At 67.4% G+C, this 25358-nt stretch carries 22 protein-coding genes; 12 read left to right on the top strand and 10 right to left on the bottom strand.

The window, feature by feature from the left end; genetic code table 11:
- Positions 1-12 precede the first annotated feature (12 nt).
- The 9 genes from GTK09_RS16090 (at position 13) to GTK09_RS16050 (ending at position 11243) form a co-directional block, all read left to right on the top strand.
- Positions 13-957, top strand: coding sequence for a LysR family transcriptional regulator (locus GTK09_RS16090; protein ID WP_163464349.1), 945 nt, complete (start codon positions 13-15; stop codon positions 955-957).
- A gap of 83 nt (positions 958-1040) precedes the next feature.
- Complete coding sequence (locus GTK09_RS16085; protein WP_163464347.1) at positions 1041-1601, top strand: carboxymuconolactone decarboxylase family protein; 561 nt, start codon at positions 1041-1043, stop codon at positions 1599-1601.
- Positions 1602-1746: 145 nt separating this feature from the next.
- A complete protein-coding gene (locus tag GTK09_RS16080) occupies positions 1747-4428 on the top strand; it encodes a type 1 glutamine amidotransferase family protein (protein WP_163464345.1) in 2682 nt (893 codons plus the stop codon).
- 131 nt (positions 4429-4559) lie between these two features.
- Positions 4560-5636, top strand: a complete 1077-nt coding sequence (locus GTK09_RS16075) for an ABC transporter substrate-binding protein (protein ID WP_163464343.1) — start codon at positions 4560-4562, stop codon at positions 5634-5636.
- Positions 5626-6522: an ABC transporter permease gene (locus tag GTK09_RS16070; protein ID WP_163464341.1), complete on the top strand. Its 897-nt coding sequence runs from the start codon at positions 5626-5628 to the stop codon at positions 6520-6522. Before GTK09_RS16075 ends, GTK09_RS16070 begins: the two co-directional genes overlap by 11 nt.
- A gap of 10 nt (positions 6523-6532) precedes the next feature.
- Positions 6533-7312 carry an ABC transporter permease gene (locus tag GTK09_RS16065; protein ID WP_163464339.1) on the top strand — a complete coding sequence of 260 codons (780 nt, stop codon included), beginning with the start codon at positions 6533-6535 and terminating at the stop codon, positions 7310-7312.
- A complete protein-coding gene (locus GTK09_RS16060) occupies positions 7299-8357 on the top strand; it encodes an ABC transporter ATP-binding protein (protein WP_163464337.1) in 1059 nt (352 codons plus the stop codon). Before GTK09_RS16065 ends, GTK09_RS16060 begins: the two co-directional genes overlap by 14 nt.
- Before the next feature lie 7 nt (positions 8358-8364).
- Positions 8365-8976, top strand: coding sequence for a cysteine hydrolase family protein (locus GTK09_RS16055; RefSeq protein ID WP_163464335.1), 612 nt, complete (start codon positions 8365-8367; stop codon positions 8974-8976).
- A complete protein-coding gene (locus GTK09_RS16050; RefSeq protein WP_246217947.1) occupies positions 8973-11243 on the top strand; it encodes an MGH1-like glycoside hydrolase domain-containing protein in 2271 nt (756 codons plus the stop codon). Before GTK09_RS16055 ends, GTK09_RS16050 begins: the two co-directional genes overlap by 4 nt.
- Positions 11244-11289: 46 nt before the next feature.
- On the opposite strand, the gene doeB is transcribed toward GTK09_RS16050, so the two are convergent.
- The 10 genes from doeB to ehuR form a co-directional block, all read right to left on the bottom strand.
- A complete protein-coding gene (gene doeB, locus GTK09_RS16045) occupies positions 11290-12306 on the bottom strand; it encodes a N(2)-acetyl-L-2,4-diaminobutanoate deacetylase DoeB (RefSeq protein ID WP_376768009.1) in 1017 nt (338 codons plus the stop codon).
- Positions 12307-12311: 5 nt separating this feature from the next.
- On the bottom strand, positions 12312-13493 hold the full coding sequence (gene doeA / locus GTK09_RS16040) for an ectoine hydrolase DoeA (protein WP_163464333.1): 1182 nt from the start codon (positions 13491-13493) through the stop codon (positions 12312-12314).
- A 16-nt stretch (positions 13494-13509) separates the two neighbouring features.
- Positions 13510-14502 (bottom strand): ectoine utilization protein EutC, encoded by a 993-nt coding sequence (gene eutC, locus GTK09_RS16035; RefSeq protein WP_163464331.1) that lies wholly within the window; start codon positions 14500-14502, stop codon positions 13510-13512.
- Positions 14502-15494, bottom strand: coding sequence for a hydroxyectoine utilization dehydratase EutB (eutB, locus tag GTK09_RS16030; RefSeq protein WP_163464329.1), 993 nt, complete (start codon positions 15492-15494; stop codon positions 14502-14504). The genes eutC and eutB overlap by 1 nt, the downstream gene beginning before the upstream one ends.
- Position 15495: 1 nt before the next feature.
- Complete coding sequence (gene eutA, locus GTK09_RS16025) at positions 15496-16272, bottom strand: ectoine utilization protein EutA (protein ID WP_163464327.1); 777 nt, start codon at positions 16270-16272, stop codon at positions 15496-15498.
- Positions 16269-16946: an ectoine/hydroxyectoine ABC transporter permease subunit EhuD gene (gene ehuD, locus GTK09_RS16020; RefSeq protein ID WP_163464325.1), complete on the bottom strand. Its 678-nt coding sequence runs from the start codon at positions 16944-16946 to the stop codon at positions 16269-16271. The genes eutA and ehuD overlap by 4 nt, the downstream gene beginning before the upstream one ends.
- Positions 16947-16961: 15 nt before the next feature.
- Positions 16962-17621: an ectoine/hydroxyectoine ABC transporter permease subunit EhuC gene (gene ehuC, locus GTK09_RS16015; protein WP_163464323.1), complete on the bottom strand. Its 660-nt coding sequence runs from the start codon at positions 17619-17621 to the stop codon at positions 16962-16964.
- 464 nt (positions 17622-18085) lie between these two features.
- The gene (ehuB, locus tag GTK09_RS16010; protein WP_163464321.1) at positions 18086-18943 is read right to left on the bottom strand and encodes an ectoine/hydroxyectoine ABC transporter substrate-binding protein EhuB; all 858 of its coding nucleotides are present in this window, start codon (positions 18941-18943) and stop codon (positions 18086-18088) included.
- 72 nt (positions 18944-19015) lie between these two features.
- Entirely contained in the window at positions 19016-19792 is a 777-nt protein-coding gene (ehuA, locus tag GTK09_RS16005; protein WP_163464319.1) for an ectoine/hydroxyectoine ABC transporter ATP-binding protein EhuA, read from the bottom strand.
- 142 nt (positions 19793-19934) lie between these two features.
- Positions 19935-21317, bottom strand: a complete 1383-nt coding sequence (gene ehuR, locus GTK09_RS16000) for a MocR-like ectoine utilization transcription factor EhuR (RefSeq protein ID WP_163464316.1) — start codon at positions 21315-21317, stop codon at positions 19935-19937.
- Between the two features lie 72 nt (positions 21318-21389).
- Between ehuR and GTK09_RS15995 the strand changes: the two genes are divergently transcribed.
- From GTK09_RS15995 to GTK09_RS15985, 3 genes are all read left to right on the top strand, one after another.
- Positions 21390-21848 (top strand): Lrp/AsnC family transcriptional regulator, encoded by a 459-nt coding sequence (locus GTK09_RS15995; protein ID WP_163464315.1) that lies wholly within the window; start codon positions 21390-21392, stop codon positions 21846-21848.
- Between the two features lie 236 nt (positions 21849-22084).
- A complete protein-coding gene (locus tag GTK09_RS15990; protein WP_163464313.1) occupies positions 22085-23578 on the top strand; it encodes an NAD-dependent succinate-semialdehyde dehydrogenase in 1494 nt (497 codons plus the stop codon).
- Between the two features lie 52 nt (positions 23579-23630).
- Positions 23631-25004 carry an aspartate aminotransferase family protein gene (locus GTK09_RS15985; protein ID WP_163464311.1) on the top strand — a complete coding sequence of 458 codons (1374 nt, stop codon included), beginning with the start codon at positions 23631-23633 and terminating at the stop codon, positions 25002-25004.
- Positions 25005-25358 lie beyond the last annotated feature (354 nt).

Raw genomic sequence — 25358 nt, 5'->3', positions numbered from 1 at the left:
TTTGCAAAATCTATGACCATGCAGATGCGCCAGGTGCGCGCCTTTCTCGAACTCGCCGAAACGCTCTCCTTCAGCGAGGGCTCGGCACGGGTCGGCCTGTCGCAGCCGGCCTTCAGCCTGTCGATCCAGAAGCTCGAAGAGGCGCTGGGCACGAAGCTGTTCGACCGGACATCGCGCACCGTTTCGCTCACCCGCGAGGGCGAGGCCTTCCGGCCGCTGGCACGGCGCCTTGCCGCCACTTTCGACGAGACGGTCGAGGAGATGGCCGATCTCGTCGCCGTCCGGCGCGGCCGCGTGGCACTGGCAGCCCTGCCATCGCTCGCCGCCCGCATCCTGCCCGATGCCGTCGCCCGTTTCGCCACCTCCCATCCCGGCGTCTCGATCCGGATTGCCGACGTGCTGCACGGCGCCGTGGTCGATCTCGTCCTCGCCGGCCGCGTCGACTACGGTTTCTCGGTCGAACCGGAGAACCAGGACGAGCTGAGCTTCACGCCCCTCGTCCGCGACAGGTTCGTCGCCATTCTCCGGGACGACGACCCGCTGGCCGATCGGACGCGCCTGACCTGGGATGCCCTCCTCGCCCGGCCCCTCGTGACGATGACGGGCGTCACCAGCGTGCGCCGCCGGCTGGACGCGGCGGTCGCAGGGCGGAAAGCCCCGAAACTCGTCGGCGAAGTGAACCAGCTCGCGACCGTCTCCGGCCTCGTCCTCGCCGGGCTCGGCGTCTCCGCCCTGCCGGCCCTCTGCCTGCCGGTGGTGATGCGTCCGGGGCTGACATGGCTGCCGCTGGACGAGCCCGTGGCCGAGCGCAGCCTCGGCCTCGTCCACCGCCGCAAGCAGAGCTTTTCGGTGGCCGCCAAGGCGTTTCTCGGCGAACTCCGCCGCCTGCCGAAAAGCCCGGTCCTGACCGAACTCGGCGACGAGATCCGCTTCGACCCCCACCTGGGCAGCGCTTGACGGGGGCGCGGCAACCGGCGACTGGAGCCCGGACACATGCCCGGCGGCCCCGCGAGGCGCAGCCGATACGAAGGATCCTCATCATGGCAAAACGACCGATCGACCTCGACGAGAACGCCCTCACCCCCGAGCAGCAGGTCGTCTTCAACGCCATCGCCTCCGGCCCGCGCGGCGTCGTCGAAGGGCCGCTGAGGGTGTGGCTGCAGTCGCCTGCATTGGCCGAGACGGCCCAGGCGCTCGGCGCCTTCTGCCGCTACGGGACCCGCCTGCCGCCGAAATTGTCGGAGCTGGCGATCCTCGTCACCGGCGCCTTCTGGCGTTCCGGCTTCGAATGGGCCGTGCACGCGCCCATCGCGATCCGCGAGGGCCTGTCCACCGCCGTGGTGGAAGCGATCCGCCGGGGCGAGCATCCCGACTTCGGCGAACCTGCCGAGGCGGCGATCTACGACTTCGCCAGCGAGCTTCACCGGGATCACCGGGTCCGTGACGAGACCTATGCCCGCGTCACCGCCCTTTTCGGGCAGGAAGGCGCCGTCGAACTCACAGGCATCCTCGGCTATTACACGCTGATCTCGATGACGATCAACGCCTTCGAGGTTCCCCTGCCCGAAGGCGCGACAGACCCTTTCCCCGCAGAGAACTGATCGGTGTCGCCATGTTTCAGTCGAAGGACCCGGTCGGCGCGCGGTGCTTTTCGGTCTTCCTGAGGGTTCGGAGACGGTTCCTCGACAAAGCGCCGCAAGGCCCTGAATTCGCCCCCAGGGTCCGTTCCGATACCGAGGTGGTCCATTGAATACGTCCGGCCCGGTGACCAGCCCGTCTTCCCGTTTCGCCATCCCGGGGGCCGAGTTCCGGCCCGCCGCCTTCTGGTTCTGGAACCGGATTCCCGGCGAAGATGAAATCCGCCACGGCCTGGCCGAAATGAAAAAGGCCGGGCTCGGGACCTTCATGATCCAGGCACGGCTGTCGCTGCCGCGCCGTGACTACCTCTCGCCGGCCTATCTCGATGCGTGCAGATACGCCTTCGCCGAAGCCGCGAAGATCGGCCTCGAAGCGGTGATCTATGACGAATATGCCTGGATGTCCGGGCATGGCGGCGGACGAACCGTCGCGGGCGCCGATCACCTGCGTGAACGCCACCTGTTCTGGGCGCGGGGCGAAGCCGAAGGCGCCGGAGTTGGTTCCGACGGGCAGCTGGAACTCACCGTCTCCGGCATCCGTTCGGGCTTTCTGGACTTCCTCGGCGAGGCCGCTTGCGACTGGATCTACGAGGGCGGCGAGGCGCGCTGGGACGACTGGACCCTCGTCTCTGCGCTCGCCCATGGGGACGGCGCGAATACCGTGCCGGTCGAAGCCAAGATCCTCGCGGCCGATGCCTCCGGCTGCCGGATCGCCGTCGATGCCGGCGACCTCACCTGTCCTATGGTCACGGTCTTCGTCTCGGCCCGCTGCGCCTCGTCGCGGATGATCAACTACCTCCTGCCCGAGGCCGCGCAGCGGTTCGCCGAGACGGTCTATGCACCGCTTGCCGAAGCTGCCGAAGCGGCGGGGCCTGGCATCGCGCGGGCGTTCTTCTTCGATCATCCCTATGCGGGATTCTACGGCTGGCACGAGCACTGCGGCGAGCTCGGTCACAGCCTCCTGTGGAGCGACGATTTCGGCCGATCGGTGGCGCCCGGGGACCTTTTGGCGCTCGTCGGATGCGTCGGCCTGGAGACCGCCCGGCGGCGCCTCGCCTTCTTCGCGGACCATGCCCGCCGGATGCACGAAGCCTTCTTCGGGACGCTGCGGCGCTGGTGCGACGAGCGGGGTTTCGACTTTACCGGTCATGAACTGCTCTCCCATGTCGGCCAATGGGGCCTCCGAGGCGGTCTCGGCGCGCTCGATCCGCGCGGGATGCCCGGCGTCGACCATTTCGGTCTCGACGCCTTCCGTACGGTGACGGCCGTCGACGCCGCCGACTACGGCTCCCAGCTCGCTGCCAAGCTCGGCGACTCCGTGGCCCGCTCGAACGGCCGCAGCCGCTGCATCGTGGAGCAGTATTCGACCGGACGGGAGATGGCTCGGCCCGGGCTTGCCGGGCAATGGGACCTGACGATCGAGCGGCTGAGGGCGCAGGCCATCCGGCATACGCTGCTCGGCGCCCGGCAGTTCCTGTTCCACGCCGTCTATCTCGACGACGGACGCCCCTACTCCGCCAACGACTGGCGGGCGAACCCGCGCTTCGATTTTCCGCCGGGGCTGAACTTCCAGCCCTGGTGGGAGGACCTGCCCGAGGTCTTCGACGAAGTCGCCAGGCTTTCCGCCTTCGTCGAAGAGGGAGAGCCGCTCCGGCCCGTCGCCCTCCTCTATCCACTCGCGGCCTTGTGGCAGGAGGGCGGCGATCCGCCCTCAGCCGAGCATTTCGGCTGGTGGGCGGAGGCGCTGGCGCGGGCCGGGATCGGCTACGACGTCCTCGACGAGCGCGATCTGGAACGCGGCACCGTCGTCGACGGCGATCTGGTCACGCCAGGGGGCCGCTACGGAATGGTCATCCTGCCGGACGCGCACATCCTGTCGGCAGCCGCGACGATCGAGCGCCTGCGGACTTTCCTCCGCGAAGGTGGCCGGCTCTTCGCCTCCGGCCGTCTGCCGGACGGGCTATCGAACGGACTGCCGAACGCGCTGGTGGAGACATCCGTCCGGCATCTTCCGGCGGCAGACCAGACCGCGGTCGAAGGCTTCGTCCGATCGCTCGACCGCCCTTGCCCAAGCCTCCATCTCGAAGCCGCTCCGGCCTGGAACGTGGTGGCGCGCCATGGGACAGGCTGGCGTCTGGCGGCCTTCAACGAGGCGGCAGAGCCCAGAATGCTCCAGCTAAAACTCGGTAACGACGCGATGCTGGCGGAGCTTTGGAATCCGCGGAGCGGCACAGTGAGCCCGTTTCCGCTGCCACCCGACGAACGGATCGAGTTGCCGGCGCAGGGTTTGATTTGCCTGGAGATCCACCCGGACGCCAGGCAGCGCGGAGCCAGACCCGGCGAACGGCCGAGGGCATGGACACCCGCCCTGATCACGCCCATTGAGCTGGCGAGCGGCTGGGAGTTTCGCGCCGTCGGCGCCGGCGATCGTTTCGTGCCGATCTCGGTCACGGCCGGATGGGAGCGCCAGGGCTTCCCCAACCATTCCTGTGCCGGCATCTACCGCCGCCGCATCACGTTGCCCCGCCTGAAGCCCGACCAGCGATGGGATCTCGTCCTCGACCGTGTCGCCGAGACGGTCGAATGTCGCGTCGACGGACACAGCATCGGCCGGAGGCTGTTCGGCGAAAAACGCTTCGCGCTCGAAACCTCGGGCGAGATCCTCGTCGAACTCCACGTCCGCAACACCGGGGCCAACCGCTACTATGCGGATACGCCCTTCGCAGCCGATCCGCCCACTCCGTCCGGCCTCCTCGGCCCGCCCCGCCTCGTCGCGATGGAGAGCCGCTGACAGGGCGACCGCACCGCTCGCGAACTTCGCCGGAATTGCAATTTTCGGCCGATTGACCGCCCTTTGGGATGATGCTTTATTCGTTTGTACGCTAATAAAAGCGGGCATCGATCGGGGGGAGTGCTGCAATCATGCTGAAGTTGACGCGACGTCGGACGCTGGCCGTGATGGGCGCCGGACTTGCCACCCTCGCAGGCTCCAGATTGCTCGTCGGACCGGCACGCGCGGCCGATCGCATCACCGTCCTCAACTGGCAGGGCTACGGCACCGACGAGAGCTGGGCCGTCGAAGCCTTTACCGCGGAAACCGGCATCGAGGTGGTCCACGACTACTTCAATTCCGAAGCGGAAATGCTGACGAAGCTGCGCACCAATCCCGGCGTCTACGATGTCGTGCTGATCAATAGCGCCCGCTCCCAGCAGGCGGCGGGCGAGGATCTCCTGACCCCGCTCGATCTGGCGAACTTCTCGAATGCGTCGGGTCTCGCGCCGGCACTCAGCGACAACGCCTATCTGAAAACCGACGGCAAGCTCTACGGCGTCTCCTGGGTGTGGGGCATGAACGCGCTGGCGATCCGCGACGGCATGGACAAGCCGGCAAGCTACGCCGCGCTGGCCGCGCCCGACTACCAGAACAAGGTCGCCCTGTTCGACGACGCCGTGACGATGATCGGCATCGGCGCCTTCCTGTCCGGGCAGGACATGAACGATCCGAAGGATCTCGACAAGGTCGCCGAGCAGCTCAAGGCGATGAAGCCGAACGTCAAGCTGCTCTGGTCGAGCGAAGACCAGTGGAACAAGGCGTTCTCCGCCGGCGAATTCGACCTGTCGGTCTACTGGTCCGGCGCCGCCGTCCGCTCGCAGCGCAAGTTCAAACTGCCGCTCCATTTCGTCGTGCCGAAGGAAGGCGCAATCGGCTGGCTCGACAGCCTCTCCATTCCGGCAACCAGCCAGAACCAGGACGCGGCGGCGAAGTTCATCAACTACATGATCGACCCGAAATTCTACGTCGAATGGGCGACGAAGGTCGGCGCGCCGGCCTCGGCCAACGAAAAGGCGATGGAAGAGCTGCCGGCGGACGATCTCAACCGCGAGATCCACAAGCCGGAATACATCGAGACGATGACCCTGATGGCGCCGCTGCCGGACGAGCGCCGCACGGCTTTCAACAATCTGTGGCAGGAGGTGAAGGCGTTCTATGCCGCCTGAGGCCGGCGTGGCCGGCCTTCCGGCCGCGCGCCGCCGCATGCCGCCCTGGGTCGCCACGGCGGCGTTGCTGCTGCCGAGCTATGCCTGGCTGACCCTGGCGGTGCTTTTGCCGCTGGCGGCGATGTTCGCCTTTTCCTTCCTGCATGCGACGCCGCTCGGCAACAAGCCGGTCGTCTGGACGCTCGAGCAGTATCGCGCCTTCTACGACCAGCCTTATCTGCTCGGCGTCGCCTGGGCGTCGCTGTCGATCGGGCTGTGGACGACCGGCATCTGCGCGGTCGTCGGCTTTGCCGCGGCGCTGGCTTTGGTTCGCGCCACCGCCGGCCGGGCGCGGGAGACACTTTTGATCCTCGTCCTCCTGCCGTTCTGGACGAACGGTCTCGTCCGTGTCTTCTCCTGGACGATGGTGATCCGCGAGGGCGGCTTCCTCGACACCTTCGTCCGCTGGTTCTGGCCCTCCGCACCGTCATTGGGCTTCCTCTACACGACGCCCGCCATCGTCCTCGGCCTGGTGCACGGCTACCTGCCCTACATGGTGCTCACCTGCTACATCGCGCTGCTGTCGATCGACGAGGCGGTGATCGAGGCGGCGCAGAGCCTCGGGGCGAGATGGTGGACGGTGCTCTTCAAGATCCTCGTGCCGCTCGCAGCCCCCGGCCTCGTCACCGGCGCCATCCTGATCTTCGTGCCGGTGATCGGCGCCTTCATGGAACCGCGCATCCTCGGCGGCCGGGTGGGCGTGACCATGGGCACGGTGATCGAGGACCAGTTCACCCAGGCGTTCAACTGGCCGCTCGGCTCCGCGCTGGCCTTCACCATGCTGGCGGTCGTCCTCGCGGTGTTCGCGACCTTCTCCGGCGTGCTGCGCCGCTCGGCCGCGACGTGAGGGGCCGAGCATGATCAAGATCGCCCGCCTGTTTCTCGCCCTCGTGCTCGTCTTCCTCTATCTGCCGATCGTCGTGATGGCGGCGATGGGCTTCAACGCCTCGCCGCTCTATGCGCTGCCCTTCGACTTCACCACCCATTGGTACCAGGAACTCGCCGGCAACGGCCGGCTGATCGAGGCCGGTTGGAACAGCATCTGGCTGGCGGTGCTGACGTCGGTGATCGCCACCGCGCTCGGCACGCTTGCCGCGCTCGCCCTTTGGCGGCGTACGTTTCGCGGCCGGTCGATTTTGCGTATTCTGCTGTTGCCGCCGATCGCCATTCCCTGGCTGATCACCGGCACGGCGATGCTGGTCTTTTTCTTCTGGACCGGCATCGGACGCGGGCTCCATGCCATGCTGATCGGCCATGTCGCCCTCGCCATCCCCTATGTCGTGCTCGTCGTCGGCACCGGCCTGCAGACGCTGCGGGCCGATCTCGAAGAGGCGGCCATGAGTCTCGGCTCGACGCCGATCCACGCCTTCTTCCGGGTGACGCTGCCGCTGCTTCTGCCGAGCATCGTCGGCGCGGCGCTCTTCGCCTTCGCCGTCTCGCTCGACCAGTTCGTCATTTCCTATTTCCTGTCGGTACCGGGCATGACGACCCTGCCGGTCGAGATCTATTCGGCGATCCGCAAGGGCTTCACGCCCGAGATCAACGCCATTTCCACCATCCTGCTCGTCGCCTCGATGATCGTCATCCTCGGCTTCGCGCGTTTCGCCAGACCGGGAGGCATCGGTGAGCGGAGTTGACGTGACCGCCGTCGCCAAGAGCTATGGCGCCACCAAGGTCCTCACGGACATCACCCAGAGCTTCGAGAGCAGCAGCTTTACCAGCCTGCTCGGCCCGTCCGGCTCCGGAAAGACGACGCTCCTGCGGATCATCGCCGGCTTCGTCGCGCCCGACGAGGGGGCCGTGCGCATCGCCGGCGCCGACGTCACCGGCGTCCCGGTCCATGCGCGCAACATCGGCATGGTGTTCCAGTCTTATGCCCTGTTCCCGCATATGAGCGTCGCCGCCAATGTCGGCTTCGGGCTCGGCCGGCGCGGCATTCGCGGCAAGGTGGCGAAGGCGCAGGTGGACGAGGCGCTGGAAATGGTGCGACTGCCGGGCTTCGGCGGGCGCTATCCGAGGCAGCTTTCCGGCGGCCAGCAGCAGCGTGTGGCGCTGGCGCGGGCGATCGTCATCCGGCCGGACGTGCTTCTCCTCGACGAACCGCTCTCGGCCCTCGACCGGCGGCTGCGCCAGGAGATGCAGGTCGAGCTCCTGCGCATCCAGCGCGAAAGCGGCCTGACCACCATCTTCGTCACCCACGATCAGGAAGAGGCGCTGACTTTGTCGGACAAGGTCGCCATCCTCGATCGCGGCCGGATCGTCCAGATGGGCCGCCCGGCGGAGGTCTACGAGCGGCCGCGCACCAAGTTCGCCGCCGAATTCCTCGGCGACGCCAATTTCCTGACCGGGAAAATCCGCGGCAACACGGTCGAGATCGCCGGCGCGACCATCGCCACGCAAGACGCCCTGCCGGCGGACGGCACGAGCGTGACGGTCGCCGTGCGGCCGGAGAAGATCGCGATCCGGCCGGCGGATTCGGCGGGAAACGACGCGCTGGAAAACAGGTTGCCGGCGACGGTCTCCTCGGTGATCTATACGGGAACGGCGCTGACCTACATGCTCCGGACGGGAGACCTTCACCTGAAGGTCTTCGCCCAGAACAGCGACGGCTCGCCTCTCGCCGCGGGGAGCGCCGTCGTCCTCTCCTGGGCGGCGCGCCACAGCGTGATGGTCGAAGGCTGAGGCCACCATGCCGCTCGCCGAGCTCCTGCCCGCTTCCACCGTCCATGTCGTGATCGACATGCAGCGGGTCTTCGCCGAGAAGACGCCGTGGCACACGCCCGGCCTCGACGCCATCCTGCCGCCGATCCTGAGGCTGATCGAGCACCGCCCCGAACGCGCGTTCTTCGCCCGCTTCCTGGTTCCGAAGCGCGCCGCCGACGCGCCGGGGTGCTGGCGGCGCTACTACGAGCGCTGGCCGGAGCTGACGGGCGAGCGAATGGAACCGGCGCTTCTCGACCTCGTCGCGCCGCTCGACCGCCTCGCGGTGGCTGAGCGCATCATCGACAAGACCACCTATTCGATCTTCACCCCGCAGGATACGGAAGAGCGCCTGCGGGCGATCGGCGCCGACACGCTGGTGTTTTCCGGTGTCGAAACCGACGTCTGCGTCCTCGCCTCGGTGGTGGATGCGATCGAGCGCGGCTTTCGCGTCGTCGTCGCCATCGATGCGCTGGCGAGCGCCGCCGAGACGTCGCAAGACTGGTTGATGGAGCACCTGGCGACCCGCTTGCCCGAACAGATCGAGCTTGCGAGTGTCGACGAAATCACCCGGGCGTGGCCGCGAGAGAACGAGACATGAAACGCCCGCTGATCGATCCGACCATTCCCGCCGACCGCGCCTGGAACACGTGGTCGGACCGGCCGGCGGAGATGGTGTTCCTGCCGCTGGGCGTTCGCATCAGCCCGGTGCTCTACGCGACCAGCACCCGCAAGGCGACGACGATCCAGGCGCGCGACTGCCGGCTCGGACGCCACGCGATCGACGGCAGCCTCATCGAGATCGAGACGAGCCACGCTGGCACACGCCTTTCCCTGTCCTATGCCAAGCCGGCCGATCCCTTTGTCGTCACGGGGCGATGGGAGGGTCTGGAGCTCGGCGAATGGGGCCTGCGCTTCTGGGTGACGATCTGCCTGTCGGCGGACGGCGGCGAGACGGTCACTTACAAGCCTGAGGAACGCGCGACACTGGTCAAAGTCGGCCAGCGCTTCGTCGCCCTCGTGGCTGAGGACGAGCCGGTCCAGGTCACGGCCCACGAGGACGTTTCGGCGCTTGCGAGCGATTTCGAGGCGAACGGCTATTTCCACCTCGCCAGCCGGGGCACCGCGGCTCCGACGATCGCCTTGCGCTTCAACCTCGAAATGATGCGGGCGGGACGCTTCGCCGCGGCGGTCGCCGACGACGCGGACCTAGCCGTTGCGAAGGCCCGGGGGGCACTGGCCGCAGCATCTTCGCAGCAACCGGAGAAGCAGTCGGCCGAGCGCGCGGCGCCCGCCCGGGCGCTCGAAGCCGTTCGCGACGTGATGGCCTGGAACACCGTCTGGGACCCGGTCAACCGCAGGCCCTATACCGCCGTCAGCCGGATCTGGAACCTCGGCGAGTTCGCGGTCTGGTACAACGACCAGACCTATCACGCGCTGATGGCCGGGCTGTTCGACCGCGAGCTTGCCCGCGTCAACCTCGCTGCGGCGATGGCGAGCGCGACGCCGCAGGGCAATTTCGCCTGCATCGTCACCTCCAACGACGCCTGGGTCGACCGGAGCCAGACGCCGAACGGCGCCTTCGTCCTGTGGCTTCTCTACCTGCGCACCGGCGAACGCTCGCTGCTCGAGACCTGCTACGAGCCGCTCGCCCGCAATCAACGCTGGTGGCGCGCCCACCGCGACCCCACGGGAGCCGGCCTCGTCTCCTGCGGCACGTCGGACGTCGGCGAGGCGCTCTACAAGGGCACCGCCTTCGGCGCCCGAAACGAGACGGGAATGGATAATTCCGCCACCCACGACGAGGCGGAGTACGATCCGACGACCCGGACGCTTTCGACCTTCGACGTCGGGCTGAATTCTTCACTGGCGCTCGACGCGGAAATGCTCTCGCTGATTGCCGCCGAACTCGGTCGCCGCGAAGAGGCGGAGGAGTTCGACCGGCTCGCCGGAGAAACGCAGCGGCGCATTTCCGAAGAGTTGTGGGACGACAGCCGCGGCCTGTTCGCCAACCGGCAGCGGAATGGCGGCTTCGTCAGAAGCGTCGGGCCGACGAGCTTCTATCCGCTCGCCTGCGGCGCCGCCTCGCCGGACCAGGCCGATCGCCTCCTTAAGCACCTCGCCGACCCGGCGACCTTCGGCGGCCGCTTCGTCATGCCGAACGCGTCCCGCGACGACCCCGCCTATCGCGACAACGTCTATTGGCGCGGCCGCATCTGGCCGAACGTCAACTGGTTCGTCTGGCAGGGCCTGCGCCGCTACGGCTTCGATCGGCAAGCGGCGGAACTGGCGCAGAAGAGCCTCGCGCTGTTCGAAGCGTCGTGGCGGGAACAGCGCATCGCGGCGGAAAACTACAATGCCGAGACGGGTTCGGCGACCGATCAGCTCGACGCCGACCGCTTCTATGGCTGGAGCGCGATGCTGCCGCTGATCGCGACCGGCGAACTCATGGACTTCTCGCCCTGGCGCGGCTGGAGCGTGACCAACGCCGGTTCGGACGTCGTCTTCGGCCCGGTGGACAGCCCGCTCGGCCAGATCCGGCTGGCCGTGAGGCAAGGGTCGCTGAGGCTGACGCGCGGCCCCGATGTGATCTTCGAGACCCATCGCCAGGGCATGTTCTCCGAGATGACCTTCGGTCCGGCGTCGTTTTCCTGCCGCGTCCCGGCCGGGACGGTCGAGGCGACCTTGGCCTTTCCGCAGATCCCCGGCAGCGCCATCGTCGCGGCCAAGCTCGGCACGAAGGACCTTTCGGCCGATCCCGCTTCCAGCCATCTGGCTCTGACGCTTCCGCCCTCGGCCGGGCCGGAGCCGCTGGCTGTCTGGTTCCGGCCTCAGCAGGCGCCACACCGCATCCATGCATCCGGCTGACAGCCGCCGGCCGTGGCGCAGGTGACCCCGCCGGCCGCTCGACCGGTCAGTCGACGACGCCGAGCACTGCGATGCAGTCACCGGCCTTGACCAGGCCGGGGAAATGCCGGGCGACGAGGATTCCGTCCATCTTCGCGGTGTAGGTGTAGGGCTCCTGTCCCGTCCGGTCGATCGGCCAGGAGCGGCCGATCGGCTGGCCTTGCTTCACCGGATCGCCGAGATCGACCAGCGGCTCCATCAGCCCGTCGATCTCCGAGAAGGTGAAGCAGCGGTCATCAGGCATGTCGAGCCAACGGGTCTCGCGGATCTCCGGCTCGCCTTTCAGGATGCCGGCATGGCGCAGCAGATCGGTGACGCCGCGCTTGGCGATGCCGGCGGTGCGGGCACTTGCCGTCCCGCCGCCGCCGAGTTCGGTCGTCACGAACACCTTGCCCATGGCTTCGGCCGTCGTGTCGAACATCCCGACCGCGTCGATCTCCAGCATCTTCACCGAATAGGGCGCGCCGAACGCCCGGACCGCGGCAAAGCAGGCCGCCTCCTGCTGCTTGTCGTCGAGAACGTGCGCGGCGGCAAACGGCAGGAAGTCCAGCGTCCTGCCGCCGGAGTGGAAGTCGAGGACGATGTCGCCCATCGGCAGGAGATTGCGGGTGACGAAGTCGGCGATCTTCTCCGTCGGCTGGCCGAAGGGCCGACCCGGGAACGACCGGTTGAGATTGCCCTTGTCGATCGGCGAGGTGCGCGTCCCGGCCCGGAAGGCAGGGTAGTTCAGCGCCGGAACGATGATGATCCGGCCCGTCACCTGCGACAGGTCGAGATTGCGGGCGAGATCGAACAGCGCGATCGGGCCCTCGTATTCGTCGCCGTGATTGCCGCCGGTGAGCAGCGCCGTCGGCCCGTCGCCGTTCCTGGCGACGGTGATCGGCGTCAGGATCGAGCCCCACGCCGAGTCGTCGCGGCTGTAGGGCATGCGCAGGAAGCCGTGATGAATGCCGTCAGTGTCGAACTCGACCTTGGCGACGACGGGCGATGGCGGCAGCTCGGCCATCGGTTCGGGTCCGAACATGGGGATCAGTCCTTGACGAACAGCTTACGCGGCACGTTTGCCAGGAGTTCGTAGCCGGTCTCCGTGATGGCAAGGCTCTCGGTAATCTCGAGACCCATGTCCTCAAGCCAGAGGCCGGTCATGAAATGGAAGGTCATGCCGGGCTTCAGCTCGGTCCGGTCGCCGGGGCGAAGGCTCATGGTCCGCTCGCCCCAGTCCGGCGGATAGGACAGGCCAATCGGATAGCCGGTGCGGTTGTCCTTGACGATCCCGTATTTCTTCAGGACCGCGTAGAACGCGTTGGCGATGTCCTCGCAGGCATTGCCGGGTTTCGCCGCTGCAAGGCCGGCCTCCATGCCTTCGAGCGTCGCCTTTTCGGCATCGAGGAAGGCCTGGCTCGGCTTGCCGAGGAAGACGGTGCGCGACAGCGGACAATGGTAGCGGTTGTAGCAGCCGGCGATCTCGAAGAAGGTGCCCTCGCCGACCTTCATCGGCTTGTCGTCCCAGGTGAGATGCGGTGCCGAGGCATCCGCACCCGAGGGCAGCAGCGGCACGATCGCCGGATAATCGCCCCCGTAACCGTCGACGCCGCGTGTTCCCGCGTCATAGATCTCGGCGACGAGATCGCATTTGCGCATGCCGGGCTCGATCCTGTCGACGATGCGCTGGTGCATCGCCCCGACGATCCGGCCCGCGATGCGCATGTAGTCGAGTTCCTGCGCGCTCTTTTCGGCGCGCTGCCAGTTGACCAGCCCCGTGGCGTCGACGAAACGCGCCCCAGGCAAGTCCCGGCACATGGTCTCGAAGGCGGCGGCGGAGAACCAGTAATTGTCCATCTCGACGCCGATGGTCAGGCGATCGAGGCCGCGATCCTTGATCAGGGTGGCCAGCGCCTGCATCGGGTGGCGCTCGGTCGACTGAACGTAATGATCGGCATAGCCGACGATGTCGTCGTGACCGAGATAGGCCGTCCGCTTGGCGCCATTGGCATCCTGGCCGCGGCCGAACCAGATCGGGTCGCCTTCGGGCGGCACCAGCACGCCCTGATGGACGTAGAAGGACCAGCCGTCATAGCCCGTCAGCCAGGCCATGTTGGAGGGGTCGGAGACCCACAGGGCGTCGACGCCCCTGGCCGCCATGGCGCGGCGGGTCTTGGCAAGCCGCGCGGCATATTCCTCGCGGGTGAATTTCAGCTGGGGCACCGACATCGGGCCGTCTTTCCTGTCAGGTTGCAAAGGGAGTGCCGCGATCGCCGGAGCGCGCGCGGGCATGGGCAAGGGTGGCGATCGCCGTATCCTGGACGCCGGTTCCGGTGAGGTCCGCGATGGTGATCGCATCATCGAATGTTCGACCTTCGGAAAGGCCTGCAACGATTTGACCCATTTCAGGAAAAGTCACTTCGGCCGCGACCACTCCGGCGGCGATGGCGTGGTGGAGTTCGCCGAGCCGCCGGGTCTGCTTGAGGCTGTCGGCGACGTAAAGGTCGGCGCGGGCAATGGCCGCGGGCTCGATCTCGTTCTTATGCTCGGCATCCGAGCCCATGGCGGTGACATGCTGGCCGGGCTGCAGCCAATCGGCCATCAGGACCGGCGTTTCGGAGGGCGTGGTGGTGACGACGACGTCGGCGCCGTCGACGGCGTCCCGACCCGCCGCAACCGCCGTGACCGCCAGGCCCAGCTCGGTCGACAGCTCGGCTGCCACCTGTTCCGCCTTGGCAAAGTCTCGGGCCCAGATCCGCGCCTCGCGGATCGGCCGGACCAGCGTCAGCGCCTGCAGCTGCAGCCGCGCCTGGACGCCGGCGCCGAAGATCGCGGCGACCGAGGCGTCTTCCCGCGCCAGATGGCGGGCGGCGACGGCGCCGGCGGCGGCCGTCCGCACGTCGGTGAGATAGCCGTTGTCGAGGAACAGCGCCTCGACGAGGCCAGTCCTTGCCGATAGCAGCATCATCAGCCCGTTGACGCTGGGCAGGCCGAGCTTCGGGTTGTCGAAGAAGCCGGGGCTGACCTTGATCGCAAAGCCCGACAGCCCCGGCACATAGGCGGTCTTCACGTCGACCTCGCCGCGATGCTCCGGGATGTCGAGACGCATGATCTCCGGCATGGCGACCGGCTTCGTCGCCAGCGCCAGGAAGGCCGCCTCGATGGCGTCGATGGTCTCGATGTCGAGGCTGACGAACTGCCGAAGCTCGGCTTCGGTCAGGATGCGGATCTGCGGCATCAGGCGGCCTCCTCCAGCCCGTTCGCGCCGGCGACGATGCGGGCATGCTGATCCATAGCGACGTTGCGACCGGACAGGACCGCGACGGTCGGGCCGCGCATCTCGATCTTGCCGGCAAGGAGCGCGGCGATGCCGACGGCGGCACCGCCTTCGAGGATTTCGCGCTCCGCGAAATAAGCGTGGCGGATGCCGGCCGCGATCTCGGCCTCGCTGAGCAGCACCACCTCGTCGACGAGATCGCGCACCATCGCAAAGGTCAGGCGGTTGTCGAGGCCGATGCCGCCGCCGAGCGAGTCGGCAAGTGTTGGAAGTTCCTCGACCTCGACCGGATGGCCGGCGGCAAGGCTCGCCTGCATCGCCGCGCCGCGCGCCATGGAAATGCCGACGATGCGGGTCTTCGGCGATCTTGCTTTCACGGCCGCCGCGATGCCGGCGATCAGACCGCCCCCCGACAGCGGCACCAGCACCGTCTCGACGTCGGCAATGTCCTCGACGATTTCGAGGCCGATCGTTCCCTGTCCGGCGACGATGTCCGGATGATCGAAGGGCGGCAGCGGCACCATGCCGTCCTCGCGCGCCAGCCGGTCGACCTCGATCTGCGCATCGTCCTGGCTCTTGCCGACGACGCGAAGCTCGGCGCCGAGCGCGGTGATGGCGTCACGCTTGTTCTGCGGCACGAGGTTCGACAGGCAGACGACGCAGCGCGCGCCGGCCGTCTTTGCCGCATGGGCGAGCGCGCGCCCGTGATTGCCGGTAGAGGCGGCGACGACGCCCCTCGCCCGCTCCTCGTCGGTCAGGGACAGGACGGCATTCGTCGCCCCGCGCAGCTTGAAGGCGCCGGTCTCCTGCCAGTGTTCGAGCTTCAGATGGACCGGCACGCCGCAAAGATCCGAGAGCGCCGCAGAGCGCTCCATGGGCGTGCGGCGGACATGGCCGGCGATGCGCCGCGCCGCGGCCTCGATGTCTGTGATCGTCACCGCTGCATCCGTCATCTCACGCCGCCTTCGGCAACTTGTGACCGAACAGCCGCCCGGCATTCGCCAGCTTCAACGCGGCGTCGCAGTGCTGCAGGCACTCCCAGATCGTCGCCTGGTTGGAGGTGACCACCGGCCGGCCGATCCGCGCTTCGATGTCTGCGACGACCGAAACCGCACGGAGCGCCGTGCAGGAGATGAACAGCGCCTCTGCCTCGTCGGTCATCGCGGCTGCGGCGACCTCGATCAGCGCAGTACGCGAGATCCGCGCCATCACCCGGTCGTCGTCGAAGCCGAGGCAGCTGACGGCCGACAGCTCGAAGCCCTTCTTCTCCATGTACTCCACCAGCGGCCGGGTGGTTTCGGCGAGATAGGGCGTCAGCACCGCGATCCTGCGCGTGCCGAGGGCGGTCAACGCGTTGGCCGCGGCGAGCGCCGGCGTCACCACGGGAATGCCGGGCTTACCGGCCTGGACCGCCTCGGTCACGGCGACGTCGCCGATCACCGCGGAGGCCGAGGAGCAGGAAAAGCAGACCGCGTCGAGATCCGAGCCCGGCAGGATCGCGGCCGCCGCCTCGGCGAGGCGGGGGCGCATGGCGAGGAGGTTTTCCGGTGTCGTCGGATTGGCGTACTCGACACGGCTTGCATAGACGCCGATCTCGTCCGACGACACGAGGCGGGCATAGTCCAGTTCCGTCGTGTGGTCGGTCGACAGCAGGATCAGCCCGACCCGCCGCGCAATCGGCCGCTCGTCCAGGCTGACGGCCGAAGGCGAAAGCTCCCGCATCGCCGTCATGTCGCCGCCCTGCCGCGATTGCCGTAGCTGCCGAAACGGCGCTCCAGATACTTCACCCCAATCACCGAGATCAGGCTGATCACCAGGAAGAACACGCCGACGAGGGTGATCGGCTCGACATAGCGATAGTTGTAGTTGGCGATCGAGCGGGCCTGGTTCATCAGTTCGAGGACGGTGATCGCCGAGAGCAGCGGCGTCTCCTTGAACATTGCGATCAGATAGTTCGCCAGCGCCGGGATCACCGGCATGATCGCCTGGGGCAGGACGATGTGGCGCCAGGTCTGGCGGGCGGTGAGATTGCAGGCCTTCGCCGCCTCCCACTGGCCACGCGGGACGTTGTCGATGCCGGCGCGGTAGACCTCGGAGGTGTAGGTCGCATAGTGCAGGCCGAGGCCGATGACGCCGGCGACCAGCGGCCCGAGCGTGATGCCCGCCTCGGGTAGGATGTAGAACAGGAAGTACAGCTGCACGAGCAGCGGCGTACCGCGCACGAATTCGACGACGCCGGCGGTCGGTTTCGAGACGAAGCCGTTGTGCGAACGGCGCATGACCGCCAGGACGAGGCCGAGCACGACGGCGAGGACGTAGCCGAGCAGCGTTGCGATGATGGTGATCTTGGCGCCCTCGGCGAGGGTCGGCAGGATCTGCCAGACGAATTGCCAGTCCCAGTCCATGAGCAGTTCCCTCCCTTAAGCCCGAACGCCGTCGAGGCCGCGCGTCAGGCGCCTTTCGAGGGATCGCACGGCAAAGCTGATCACCGATGCGATGGCGAAGTAGAGAAGGAGGATGGTGATGAAGGGCACCGCCGTATTGCCGGTCTGGGCGCGCACCACCTGGGCCTGGAAGGTCATGTCGGAGAGCGAGATCAACGAGACGATCGCGGTTCCCTTGAGCAGTTCGATGGCGTTGTTGCCGAAGGTCGGCAGCATGATGACGATCGCCTGGGGAAGGATGACGTGGCGCATCGTCTGGTAGCGGGTGAGATTGACGGCGACGGCGGCCTCCTTCTGGCCCTCATCGACGGCTTGGACGGCGCTGCGCACCACCTCGGCGCCGTAGGCTCCGACGTTGAGCCCGAGGGCGAGGACACCCGCCTGCATGGGGCTGAGGGTGAAGCCCATCAGCGGCAGGACGTAGTAGATCCAGAACAGCTGGACGAAGATCGAGGTGCCGCGGAAGAACTCGATGTAGCCGACGGAGATCCACCGCACCGGGGCGAAGGGCGATATCCGGCCGAGGCCCGCAACGAGCGCGACCGCCAGCGCGAAGGCGCAGCCATAGACGGTGAGCTGGATGGTGATCCAGGCGCCGTGAAGAATGAGCTGCATGTAGCCGAGCCACATCTCCATGAAGGTCCGGGTCCTCGAAGGGTTGGTGTGTCTGGTTCGATGGCGCCGGCGGGACGGGTGTCCGCCGGACCTTTGGCTCCGGACCTGCGAAGGTGGCAGCGAAGCGACCCGGACCTGATGTAGCCCCGCGTGAGCGGAGCCAACCGCAGGACGAGCCGAACGACGAAGCGGCGGGACGCCCATCCATCCGCGGCGTCATCCTCGGGCTTGTCCCGAGGATCTACTGCCATCGATGGGAGGGGCTCATTGCCCGACCGATCGCTCTTCATCGATCCCGCGACGGCCGGTTCGGGAGATCCCCGAGACGGGCCCGGGGATCATGCCACGTGTCTGCCTGCGCCAAGCGCCCCTCGCCCTTCGAGGCTCGCTGCGCTCGCACCTCAGGATGAGGGGCTAATGCAAAGCGTGAGCGCAGCGGATTCCTGCGCTCCGTGCAAGGGGCTCCTTCAAAGAGCCCCCGCCTCTCACTCCGCTGCGGCGCACAGCTTCTCGCGCGAGGTCTTCATCGCCGCGGCGGCCGAGAAGCCGTAGGGCTCGACGAGGGCGGCGAACTCGCCGGATTCCTTCAGCTCGGCGAGGCCCTTGTCGAAGGCGTCGCGCAGCGCCGTCTGGTCCTTGGCAAAGGCCGCACCGTCGCAGGCGATGGGCGAATCCTCGACCGGAGCGATGACCTCGAGACCGTCGCCGCCTTTTTTGGCCAGCGAGTTGATCGACAGGACGGGCAGCGAATAGACGTCGATGCGGCCCTGCTCCAGCATGGTCAGGCCGCTCTGCGGATCGGGGACGACGATGACGCGGCTGCGCGGCACGCCGGCTTCGAGTGCCAGCCGCTCCTCGGTGCCGCCGCCCGGCGCGCCGATGGTGGCGTCGGAGCTGTCGGCGATCGACTTGAAGGTGGTGAGCCCCTTCGGATTGCCCTTCTTCACCAGGAAGGCCTCGGCGTCGCAGAGCACCGGCTCGGAATAGGCCACGGCATTGCAGCGCTGCGGCTTCATGAACAGCCCGGCGGTGACGGCGTCGAAGCGGCCTGCCTGCAGACCCGGGATCATCGCGCCGTATTCGGAGACGACCGGCTCCAGATTGTCGATGCCGAGTTTCTTGAACACCGCCCGGGCGACGTCCGGTGCGGCGCCAGACACGGTCCCGTCGGACTTCAGCTCGGTATAGGGCGGCTCGTTACCGATGGCGACGCGCACCGAGCCCTTCTCCTTCAGCTGCTCGAGCGCATCCTGGGCCATGGCGGGCGCGGCGCTGGCGGCGGCAAGGCCGGCGACTGCGACGCCGAGGACGGCGCGGCGGGACAGGGAAATCAGGCGGTTCATGGCAACTCCGTTGGGTTGGGATTGGGGTGTCATGGTCGTCGCGGCGAGACCGGCAAGCCGCCGGCCGTGCCGCTAATGCGCGGCCAGCACCTTGCGCAGGAAACTCTGGGTGCGCTCGTGGCTGGGATTGGTGAAGATCTCTGCCGGCGGGCCGTCCTCGATGATGTGGCCACTATCGAAGAACAGCACCCGGTCGGCGAAATCCTTGGCGAAGTTCATCTCATGGGTGACCAGCAGCATCGTCATGTCGGTTTCGGCCGCAAGGCGCCGCATGACGTTCAGCACTTCCTCGACCAGTTCCGGATCGAGCGCCGAGGTCACTTCGTCGAACAGCATGATCTTGGGGCGAAGCGCGCAGGCCCTGGCGATCGCGACGCGCTGCTTCTGCCCACCGGACAGCTGCGACGGCATGGCATCCGCCTTGTCGGCGAGACCCACCATGTCGAGGAGTTCCATCCCGCGCTTCTCGGCATCGACCTTCGACACGTTCTGCGTGAGGATCGGCGCCAGAGTGATGTTCTGCAGCACCGACTTGTGGGGAAACAGGTTGAAGTGCTGGAAGACCATGCCGATCTTGCGGCGCATCTCGTGGAGATGCTTCTCGCTCGCCGGCACGAGGCCGTTGCCGTTCTTCATGTGGAAGAGATAGTCGCCGTCGACGGTGATGCGCCCCTCCGACGGGTGCTCCAGCGTCATCAGCATGCGCAGGATGGTGGTCTTGCCCGATCCCGACGGCCCGATCAGTGCCAGCTTCTCCCCCGGCTTCACCTCGAAGGACAATTCGTCCAGCACGGTCAGGGAGCCGAAGCGCTTGGTGACGGATTCGAGCTTGATGACGGGTTCGACCACGCACGTCCTCTGTCTTCGGGTTTCGAAGACTTAGGATGTGGCCCAGAAGCAAATCATGTCAATCAGGAAAATTAAATCAGTACAATAATCCGACTCCTGCCATGCAATCCGGCAGCGCGCCGCTCCTTCGGCGGCATAATGCCTAGATCGCGAGCAGCAGCGGCTCCGGCGCTGCGTGGAAGAGGCTGGCGACGATCCTGAGACCGGCCCTGAGCTCGCTCTCGTTCGACGCGCCGACGGCGATGCGCACCGCCGGGTGCTCGTCCCGGCCGATCTGGAAGCTGCGCCCCGGCGCCAGTGCGACGCCGCGCAGCCGCGCCTGGGCGACGAAGACCTCCTCCTCCGCCCGGCTGGCAAGCGGCAGCCAGACATGCAGCCCTTGCGGATGGGCGGCATGAGGAATGCCCTCCAGCATGCTGCTGACGATCGCCTGACGCTTCTTCAGCGTCGCCCTCTGCCAGCGCACCAGTTCCATGGCCGTGCCGTCGCGGACCCAGCGCGAAGCGATCTCGGCGAGCAGCGGCGTGGCGATCCAGTGGCTGACCAGATGGCGGTTCGCGACGGCCGGCATCAGCCGATCGGGGGCGACGAGATAGCCGGTGCGAAGGCCGGGCAGCACGGTCTTGGTAAAGCTCGTGACGTAGAGCGTACGCTCCGGCGCCAGCGCCGCGACCGGCGGCGGACGGTCTTCGATCAAAGGGCCGAGCGGATCGTTCTCGATGATCGTCAGGCCGTTGGAGCGGGCAACGTCGATCAGCGCCTCGCGCCGTTCGAGACCCATCATCGTTGCGGAGGGATTGATCGGCGAGGGTTGCAGGAAAACCGCGCGCACGTCCTCCTGCCGGCAGAGCGCCGCCAGCGCCTGGGGAACCATCCCCTCCCCGTCGATCGCCACGCCGGCCATCTTCAGCCCGAGATAGCTCGCCAGCGGCACCAGCGTGTGGTGGCCGACGGCCTCCGTGGCGATCACCGTGCCGGTCGAGGCGGCGCTCATCATTGCGACGGTCATGCCTGCCGTCGCCCCGTTGGTAAGGACGACGTTGCCGGGCGAGACGCTCAAGCCGCAGTGGCGCAGCCACTCGGCGGCGACAATCCGGTGGCCTGGAAAGATGACGTTCGGACGGAACGACAGAGCCGCACTGGCGGGCAGATCCGCCGCCATCTCGGCGAGCACCGCCTTCATCCTGTCGAGATGCATCGTCTCGCAGACCGGCTTGAGGATCGACAGATCGACCACCTCGCCCGGTCTCTCCTGAAGATAGGGCACCTCGCCCGCCGGCTCGTGGCGCCTGACGAAGCTGCCGCGGCCGGTCTCGCCGGAGACCAGCCCGCGGCGAATCAGCTCCTCATAGGCGCGGCTCACCGTCTGGACCGAGATCCCCAGATCGTGGGCGAGGATGCGGTGGGGCGGCAGCTTGATGCCGTTCGCCAAATGACCGTCGGCAATGGCACGGGCGATCTGATCGGCGAGCGACTGATAGACCGGCCGGTGCAGCGTCGCGGGATCGAGGAAAGGCATTGTCATGAAAGCACTCTTTCGCAAATCATGTCATTGGGCAATATGGTGATGCGACGCCTATCGAGGAATGCCATGCCAATGCCGCCCATCAAGCTCGATCCGATCGACCTGAAGATCCTCGGCGCCATCCAGCGCGAGGGGCGGATCACCAAGCTGAAGCTGGCCGAGAAGGTCGGGCTCTCCCCGACCCCCTGCTGGAACCGGCTGAAGCGTCTGGAGGAGGCCGGCATCGTCGCCGGCTATCATGCCCGGATCGAATGGCGCCTGGTCGCGCCGCGGGCGACGGTGCTCGTCGAAATCACCCTCGGCCAGCATCGCCAGGCCGATTTCGACCGGTTCGAGAAGGTGGTTCGGGAGACGCCAGAGGTCACCGCCTGCTGGTCCGTCGGCGGCGGCGTCGACTACGTCCTCAAAGTCGCGACAAGCGACATCGACGCCTATCAGCGGCTGATCGACGGCTGGCTGGAGCGCGAGATCGGCATCGCCCGCTATTTTACCTACGTCGTCACGAGGACCGTGAAGGAAACCGAGGGGTGAGTGTGTCGCGTTGCCGCCGCCTGCGGAGGTGTCCCGGCTCGCATGCGAGGAGGCGGGGGCGGCAGGGCCCGCAGGAGAGAGACTCTCTCCCAAAGCCTCGAACTTCAGTCCAGACAGGCGGTCGCCGGCGCCTGTTCAGCCCGTTCCTCCGGCGCCGACCGCTTAAGCTCATGGCCATGTCGGCACGCATCGCCGGCCTTTTCGCCCGTTCGCGGGGAAAACCCCGGAGATCATCCATGAGCGCCGTCTTCGCCCGCAACGAATTCCACCCCGCCCTCGACCGCCTCGCCGACCCCCGGCTCTTCCGCGACAACGCCTATGTCGGCGGGCGCTGGGTCCGTGGCGGCAGCAGCGCGACGTTTGCCGTCACCGATCCCGCCAGCGGTGCGACCCTCGCTCACGTCGCCGCCCTCGACACCGCGGCGACGACGGCGGCGATCGATGCGGCTCAGGCCGCCTTCCCGGCGTGGAAAGCGCTGCTGCCGCAGGAACGCGGCAAGGTCCTGAAACGCTGGAACGACCTGATCCTGGCGGCCCAGGACGACCTCGCACTCCTGATGGTGCTGGAACAGGGCAAGCCTTACGCCGAGGCGCGCGGCGAGATCGACTATGCCGCGTCCTTCGTCGACTATTATGCCGAGGAGGCCAAGCGCGTCTCGATCGAGAGCGTGGCAAGCCACCTGCCCGGCGCGGCGATGAGCGTGTCGCGGGTGCCGGTCGGCGTCGCCGGCCTCGTCACGCCGTGGAATTTCCCAGCCGCCATGCTGACCCGCAAGGCGGCCGCGGCACTCGCCGCCGGCTGTACCGTCGTCGCCCATCCTTCCGCCGAAACGCCGCTCTCGGCCCTCGCCCTTGCCGAACTCGCCGAACGGGCGGGCTTTCCGGCGGGCGTCTTCAATGTCGTCACCGGCGATGCCGCGACCATCGTCGAAGCGATGTGCACCGATCCCCGTGTCCGCGCGATGAGCTTCACCGGCTCGACCGAGATCGGCCGGCTGATCGCCGCGCAGTCGGCGCCGACGGTCAAGCGCCTCGTCATGGAACTCGGCGGCCACGCCCCGCTGATCGTCTTCGCCGATGCCGATCTCGACCGGGCCGTCGCCATCGCCATCGACGCGAAGTTCGCCACCTCCGGCCAGGACTGCCTTGCCGCCAACCGCATCTATGTGGAGCGGCCGGTCTACGAGGAATTCGCGGAACGCTTTGCGGAGAAGGCGGCGGCGCTGACCGTCGGCAACGGCCTCGACGAGGGCACGGACATCGGCCCGCTGATGCACGAGCGGGCGATCGCCAAGGTCGAGGCGCAGGTAAAGGATGCGAGAGCCCGCGGCGCGAGGCTGCTCACCGGCGGCACCCGCGATGCGGCCGGGCCGCTGTTCTACCGGCCAACGGTGCTCGCCGACGTCCCGGAAGCGGCGTTGATCATGCGGGAGGAGACCTTCGGCCCGGTCGCGGCGCTCGCCCCCTTCGACAGCGAGGACGAGGTCGTCGGTCGGGCCAACGACAGCGAATACGGCCTCGTCGCCTATGTGGTGACGAAGGACGGCGTCCGCGCCACCCGCCTCGCCGCCGCGCTCGAATACGGCATGGTCGCCGTCAACCGGGTGAAGATCACCGGCGCGCCGATCCCCTTCGGGGGGGTCAAGCAGTCCGGCCTCGGCCGCGAAGGCTCGCGTCACGGCCTCGAGGCCTTCACCGACGTCAAATATGTCTGCGCCGATCTGACCTGATCCGGCCGCAAAACCACCAACCTGCAGAGAAAACCTGAAAGGAGCCGTCATCATGCTCGACGCCTCGAACGAACGCGAAGCCTTCGACCGCGATCACTTCTTCCACCCCTCGACCCATATGGGCACCCATGCCCGCGGCGAGAGCCCGACCCGCGTCATCACCGGCGCCGAGGGCGTGCGCATCACCGACGCGACCGGCCGCACCCATGTCGACGCCTTCGCCGGGCTCTACTGCGTCAATGCCGGCTACGGCCGCACCGAGATCGCCGACGCGATTGCCAAGCAGGCCCATGAACTGGCCTATTACCACGCCTATGTCGGCCACGGCACGGACGCCTCGATCCAGCTGTCGAAGATGATCATCGATCGGGCGCCAGAGCACATGAGCCGGGTCTATTTCGGCCTGTCCGGCTCGGACGCCAACGAGACCAACATCAAGCTGATCTGGTTCTACAACAACGTTCTCGGCCGGCCGGAGAAGAAGAAGATCATTTCGCGCTGGCGCGGCTATCACGGCTCCGGCGTGATGACCGGCTCGCTCACCGGCCTGCAGCTCTTCCACAACGCCTTCGACCTGCCGCGCGCGCCGATCCTCCACACCGTCTCGCCTTACTACTTCCGGCGCCAAGACCGCTCGATGAGCGAGGCGCAGTTCTCGCAATATTGCGCCGACCAGCTGGAGGAGATGATCCTCGCCGAGGGCCCGGACACCGTCGCCGCCTTCATCGGCGAGCCGGTGCTCGGCACCGGCGGCATCGTGCCGCCGCCGGCCGGCTACTGGCAGAAGATCCAGGCCGTTCTCGACAAATACGACGTCATGCTCGTCGCCGACGAGGTCGTCACCGGCTTCGGCCGTCTCGGCTCGATGTTCGGCTCGGATCACTACGGCATGAAGCCGGACCTCATCACCATCGCCAAGGGCCTCACCTCGGCCTATGCGCCACTGTCCGGCTCGATCGTCTCGAAGCGCATGTGGGACGGCCTCGTGAGCGGCGTCGACGAGCTCGGCGCCTTCGGCCATGGCTGGACCTATTCGGCCCATCCGATCTGCGCGGCGGCGGGCGTCGCCAATCTGAAGCTGATCGACGATCTCGCCCTCATCGACAATGTCCGCGAGGTCGGCCCGTATTTCCTCGCCGGCCTGAAGGATGCGCTGGAAGGCCATGCCAATGTCGGCGAGGTGCGTGGCGAAGGCCTGCTCGCGGCCGTCGAATTCGTCGCGGACAAGGACGATCGCCGCTTCTTCGATGCGTCCGAGAAGGTCGGCCCGAAAATCGCCGCCGCCCTGTTTGAGCGCGGTGTCATCGGCCGCGCGATGCCGGAGGGCGACATCCTCGGCTTCGCGCCGCCCTTCTGCCTGACGAAAGAGGATGCCGATCTCATCGTCGCCAAGACGAAAGAGGCGGTCAGGCACGTCCTCGGCTGAACGGGCGCGCCCCTCAGGCGGGCAATCCCAACGTGGCTAAAATCCGGCCGGGGCCGGCCGCGTCTCTGCATGAGGGACGCGGCGGGTCCCGGCCGGGCTGATTCTGGAGCTCGTCACGGCGCCGAACAGGCGCTCGTCGCATGCGACGAGCCGGGGGCACGACTGATGGCACACGGCGGCCACCCTTCGGCAAAGGACCGTTTCCGGTCCAAAGTTCCGGCAACGTCGAGGGGCTTGCTCGAATCAGCGCGGCGCGCTCAGATCCTTGCGGCGCGCGGTCGGCAGCGACGACCTTCTTTTGTCGCCGCCGAACGGAACGCCCTGCGGCGAGCCGCAGTCGTCATCGCGTGGACG

It is taken from the genome of Jiella pacifica (assembly GCF_010500815.1).
Lineage (GTDB): Bacteria > Pseudomonadota > Alphaproteobacteria > Rhizobiales > Rhizobiaceae > Jiella > Jiella pacifica.
Note: the sequence above shows the minus strand (reverse complement) of the source record. Positions and strands in the feature narration are given on the sequence as shown.

Bases quoted from the DNA above. Each gene is read 5' to 3' on its own strand.
- GTK09_RS16090 (WP_163464349.1), top strand. From the start codon at position 13: ATGACCATGCAGATGCGCCAGGTGCGCGCCTTTCTCGAACTCGCCGAA.
- GTK09_RS16085 (WP_163464347.1), top strand. From the start codon at position 1,041: ATGGCAAAACGACCGATCGACCTCGACGAGAACGCCCTCACCCCCGAG.
- GTK09_RS16075 (WP_163464343.1), top strand. From the start codon at position 4,560: ATGCTGAAGTTGACGCGACGTCGGACGCTGGCCGTGATGGGCGCCGGA.
- GTK09_RS16070 (WP_163464341.1), top strand. From the start codon at position 5,626: ATGCCGCCTGAGGCCGGCGTGGCCGGCCTTCCGGCCGCGCGCCGCCGC.
- GTK09_RS16065 (WP_163464339.1), top strand. From the start codon at position 6,533: ATGATCAAGATCGCCCGCCTGTTTCTCGCCCTCGTGCTCGTCTTCCTC.
- GTK09_RS16055 (WP_163464335.1), top strand. From the start codon at position 8,365: ATGCCGCTCGCCGAGCTCCTGCCCGCTTCCACCGTCCATGTCGTGATC.
- GTK09_RS16050 (WP_246217947.1), top strand. From the start codon at position 8,973: ATGAAACGCCCGCTGATCGATCCGACCATTCCCGCCGACCGCGCCTGG.
- doeB (WP_376768009.1), bottom strand. From the start codon at position 12,306: ATGTTCGGACCCGAACCGATGGCCGAGCTGCCGCCATCGCCCGTCGTC.
- doeA (WP_163464333.1), bottom strand. From the start codon at position 13,493: ATGTCGGTGCCCCAGCTGAAATTCACCCGCGAGGAATATGCCGCGCGG.
- eutC (WP_163464331.1), bottom strand. From the start codon at position 14,502: ATGCCGCAGATCCGCATCCTGACCGAAGCCGAGCTTCGGCAGTTCGTC.
- eutB (WP_163464329.1), bottom strand. From the start codon at position 15,494: ATGACGGATGCAGCGGTGACGATCACAGACATCGAGGCCGCGGCGCGG.
- eutA (WP_163464327.1), bottom strand. From the start codon at position 16,272: ATGACGGCGATGCGGGAGCTTTCGCCTTCGGCCGTCAGCCTGGACGAG.
- ehuD (WP_163464325.1), bottom strand. From the start codon at position 16,946: ATGGACTGGGACTGGCAATTCGTCTGGCAGATCCTGCCGACCCTCGCC.
- ehuC (WP_163464323.1), bottom strand. From the start codon at position 17,621: ATGGAGATGTGGCTCGGCTACATGCAGCTCATTCTTCACGGCGCCTGG.
- ehuB (WP_163464321.1), bottom strand. From the start codon at position 18,943: ATGAACCGCCTGATTTCCCTGTCCCGCCGCGCCGTCCTCGGCGTCGCA.
- ehuR (WP_163464316.1), bottom strand. From the start codon at position 21,317: ATGACAATGCCTTTCCTCGATCCCGCGACGCTGCACCGGCCGGTCTAT.
- GTK09_RS15995 (WP_163464315.1), top strand. From the start codon at position 21,390: ATGCCGCCCATCAAGCTCGATCCGATCGACCTGAAGATCCTCGGCGCC.
- GTK09_RS15990 (WP_163464313.1), top strand. From the start codon at position 22,085: ATGAGCGCCGTCTTCGCCCGCAACGAATTCCACCCCGCCCTCGACCGC.
- GTK09_RS15985 (WP_163464311.1), top strand. From the start codon at position 23,631: ATGCTCGACGCCTCGAACGAACGCGAAGCCTTCGACCGCGATCACTTC.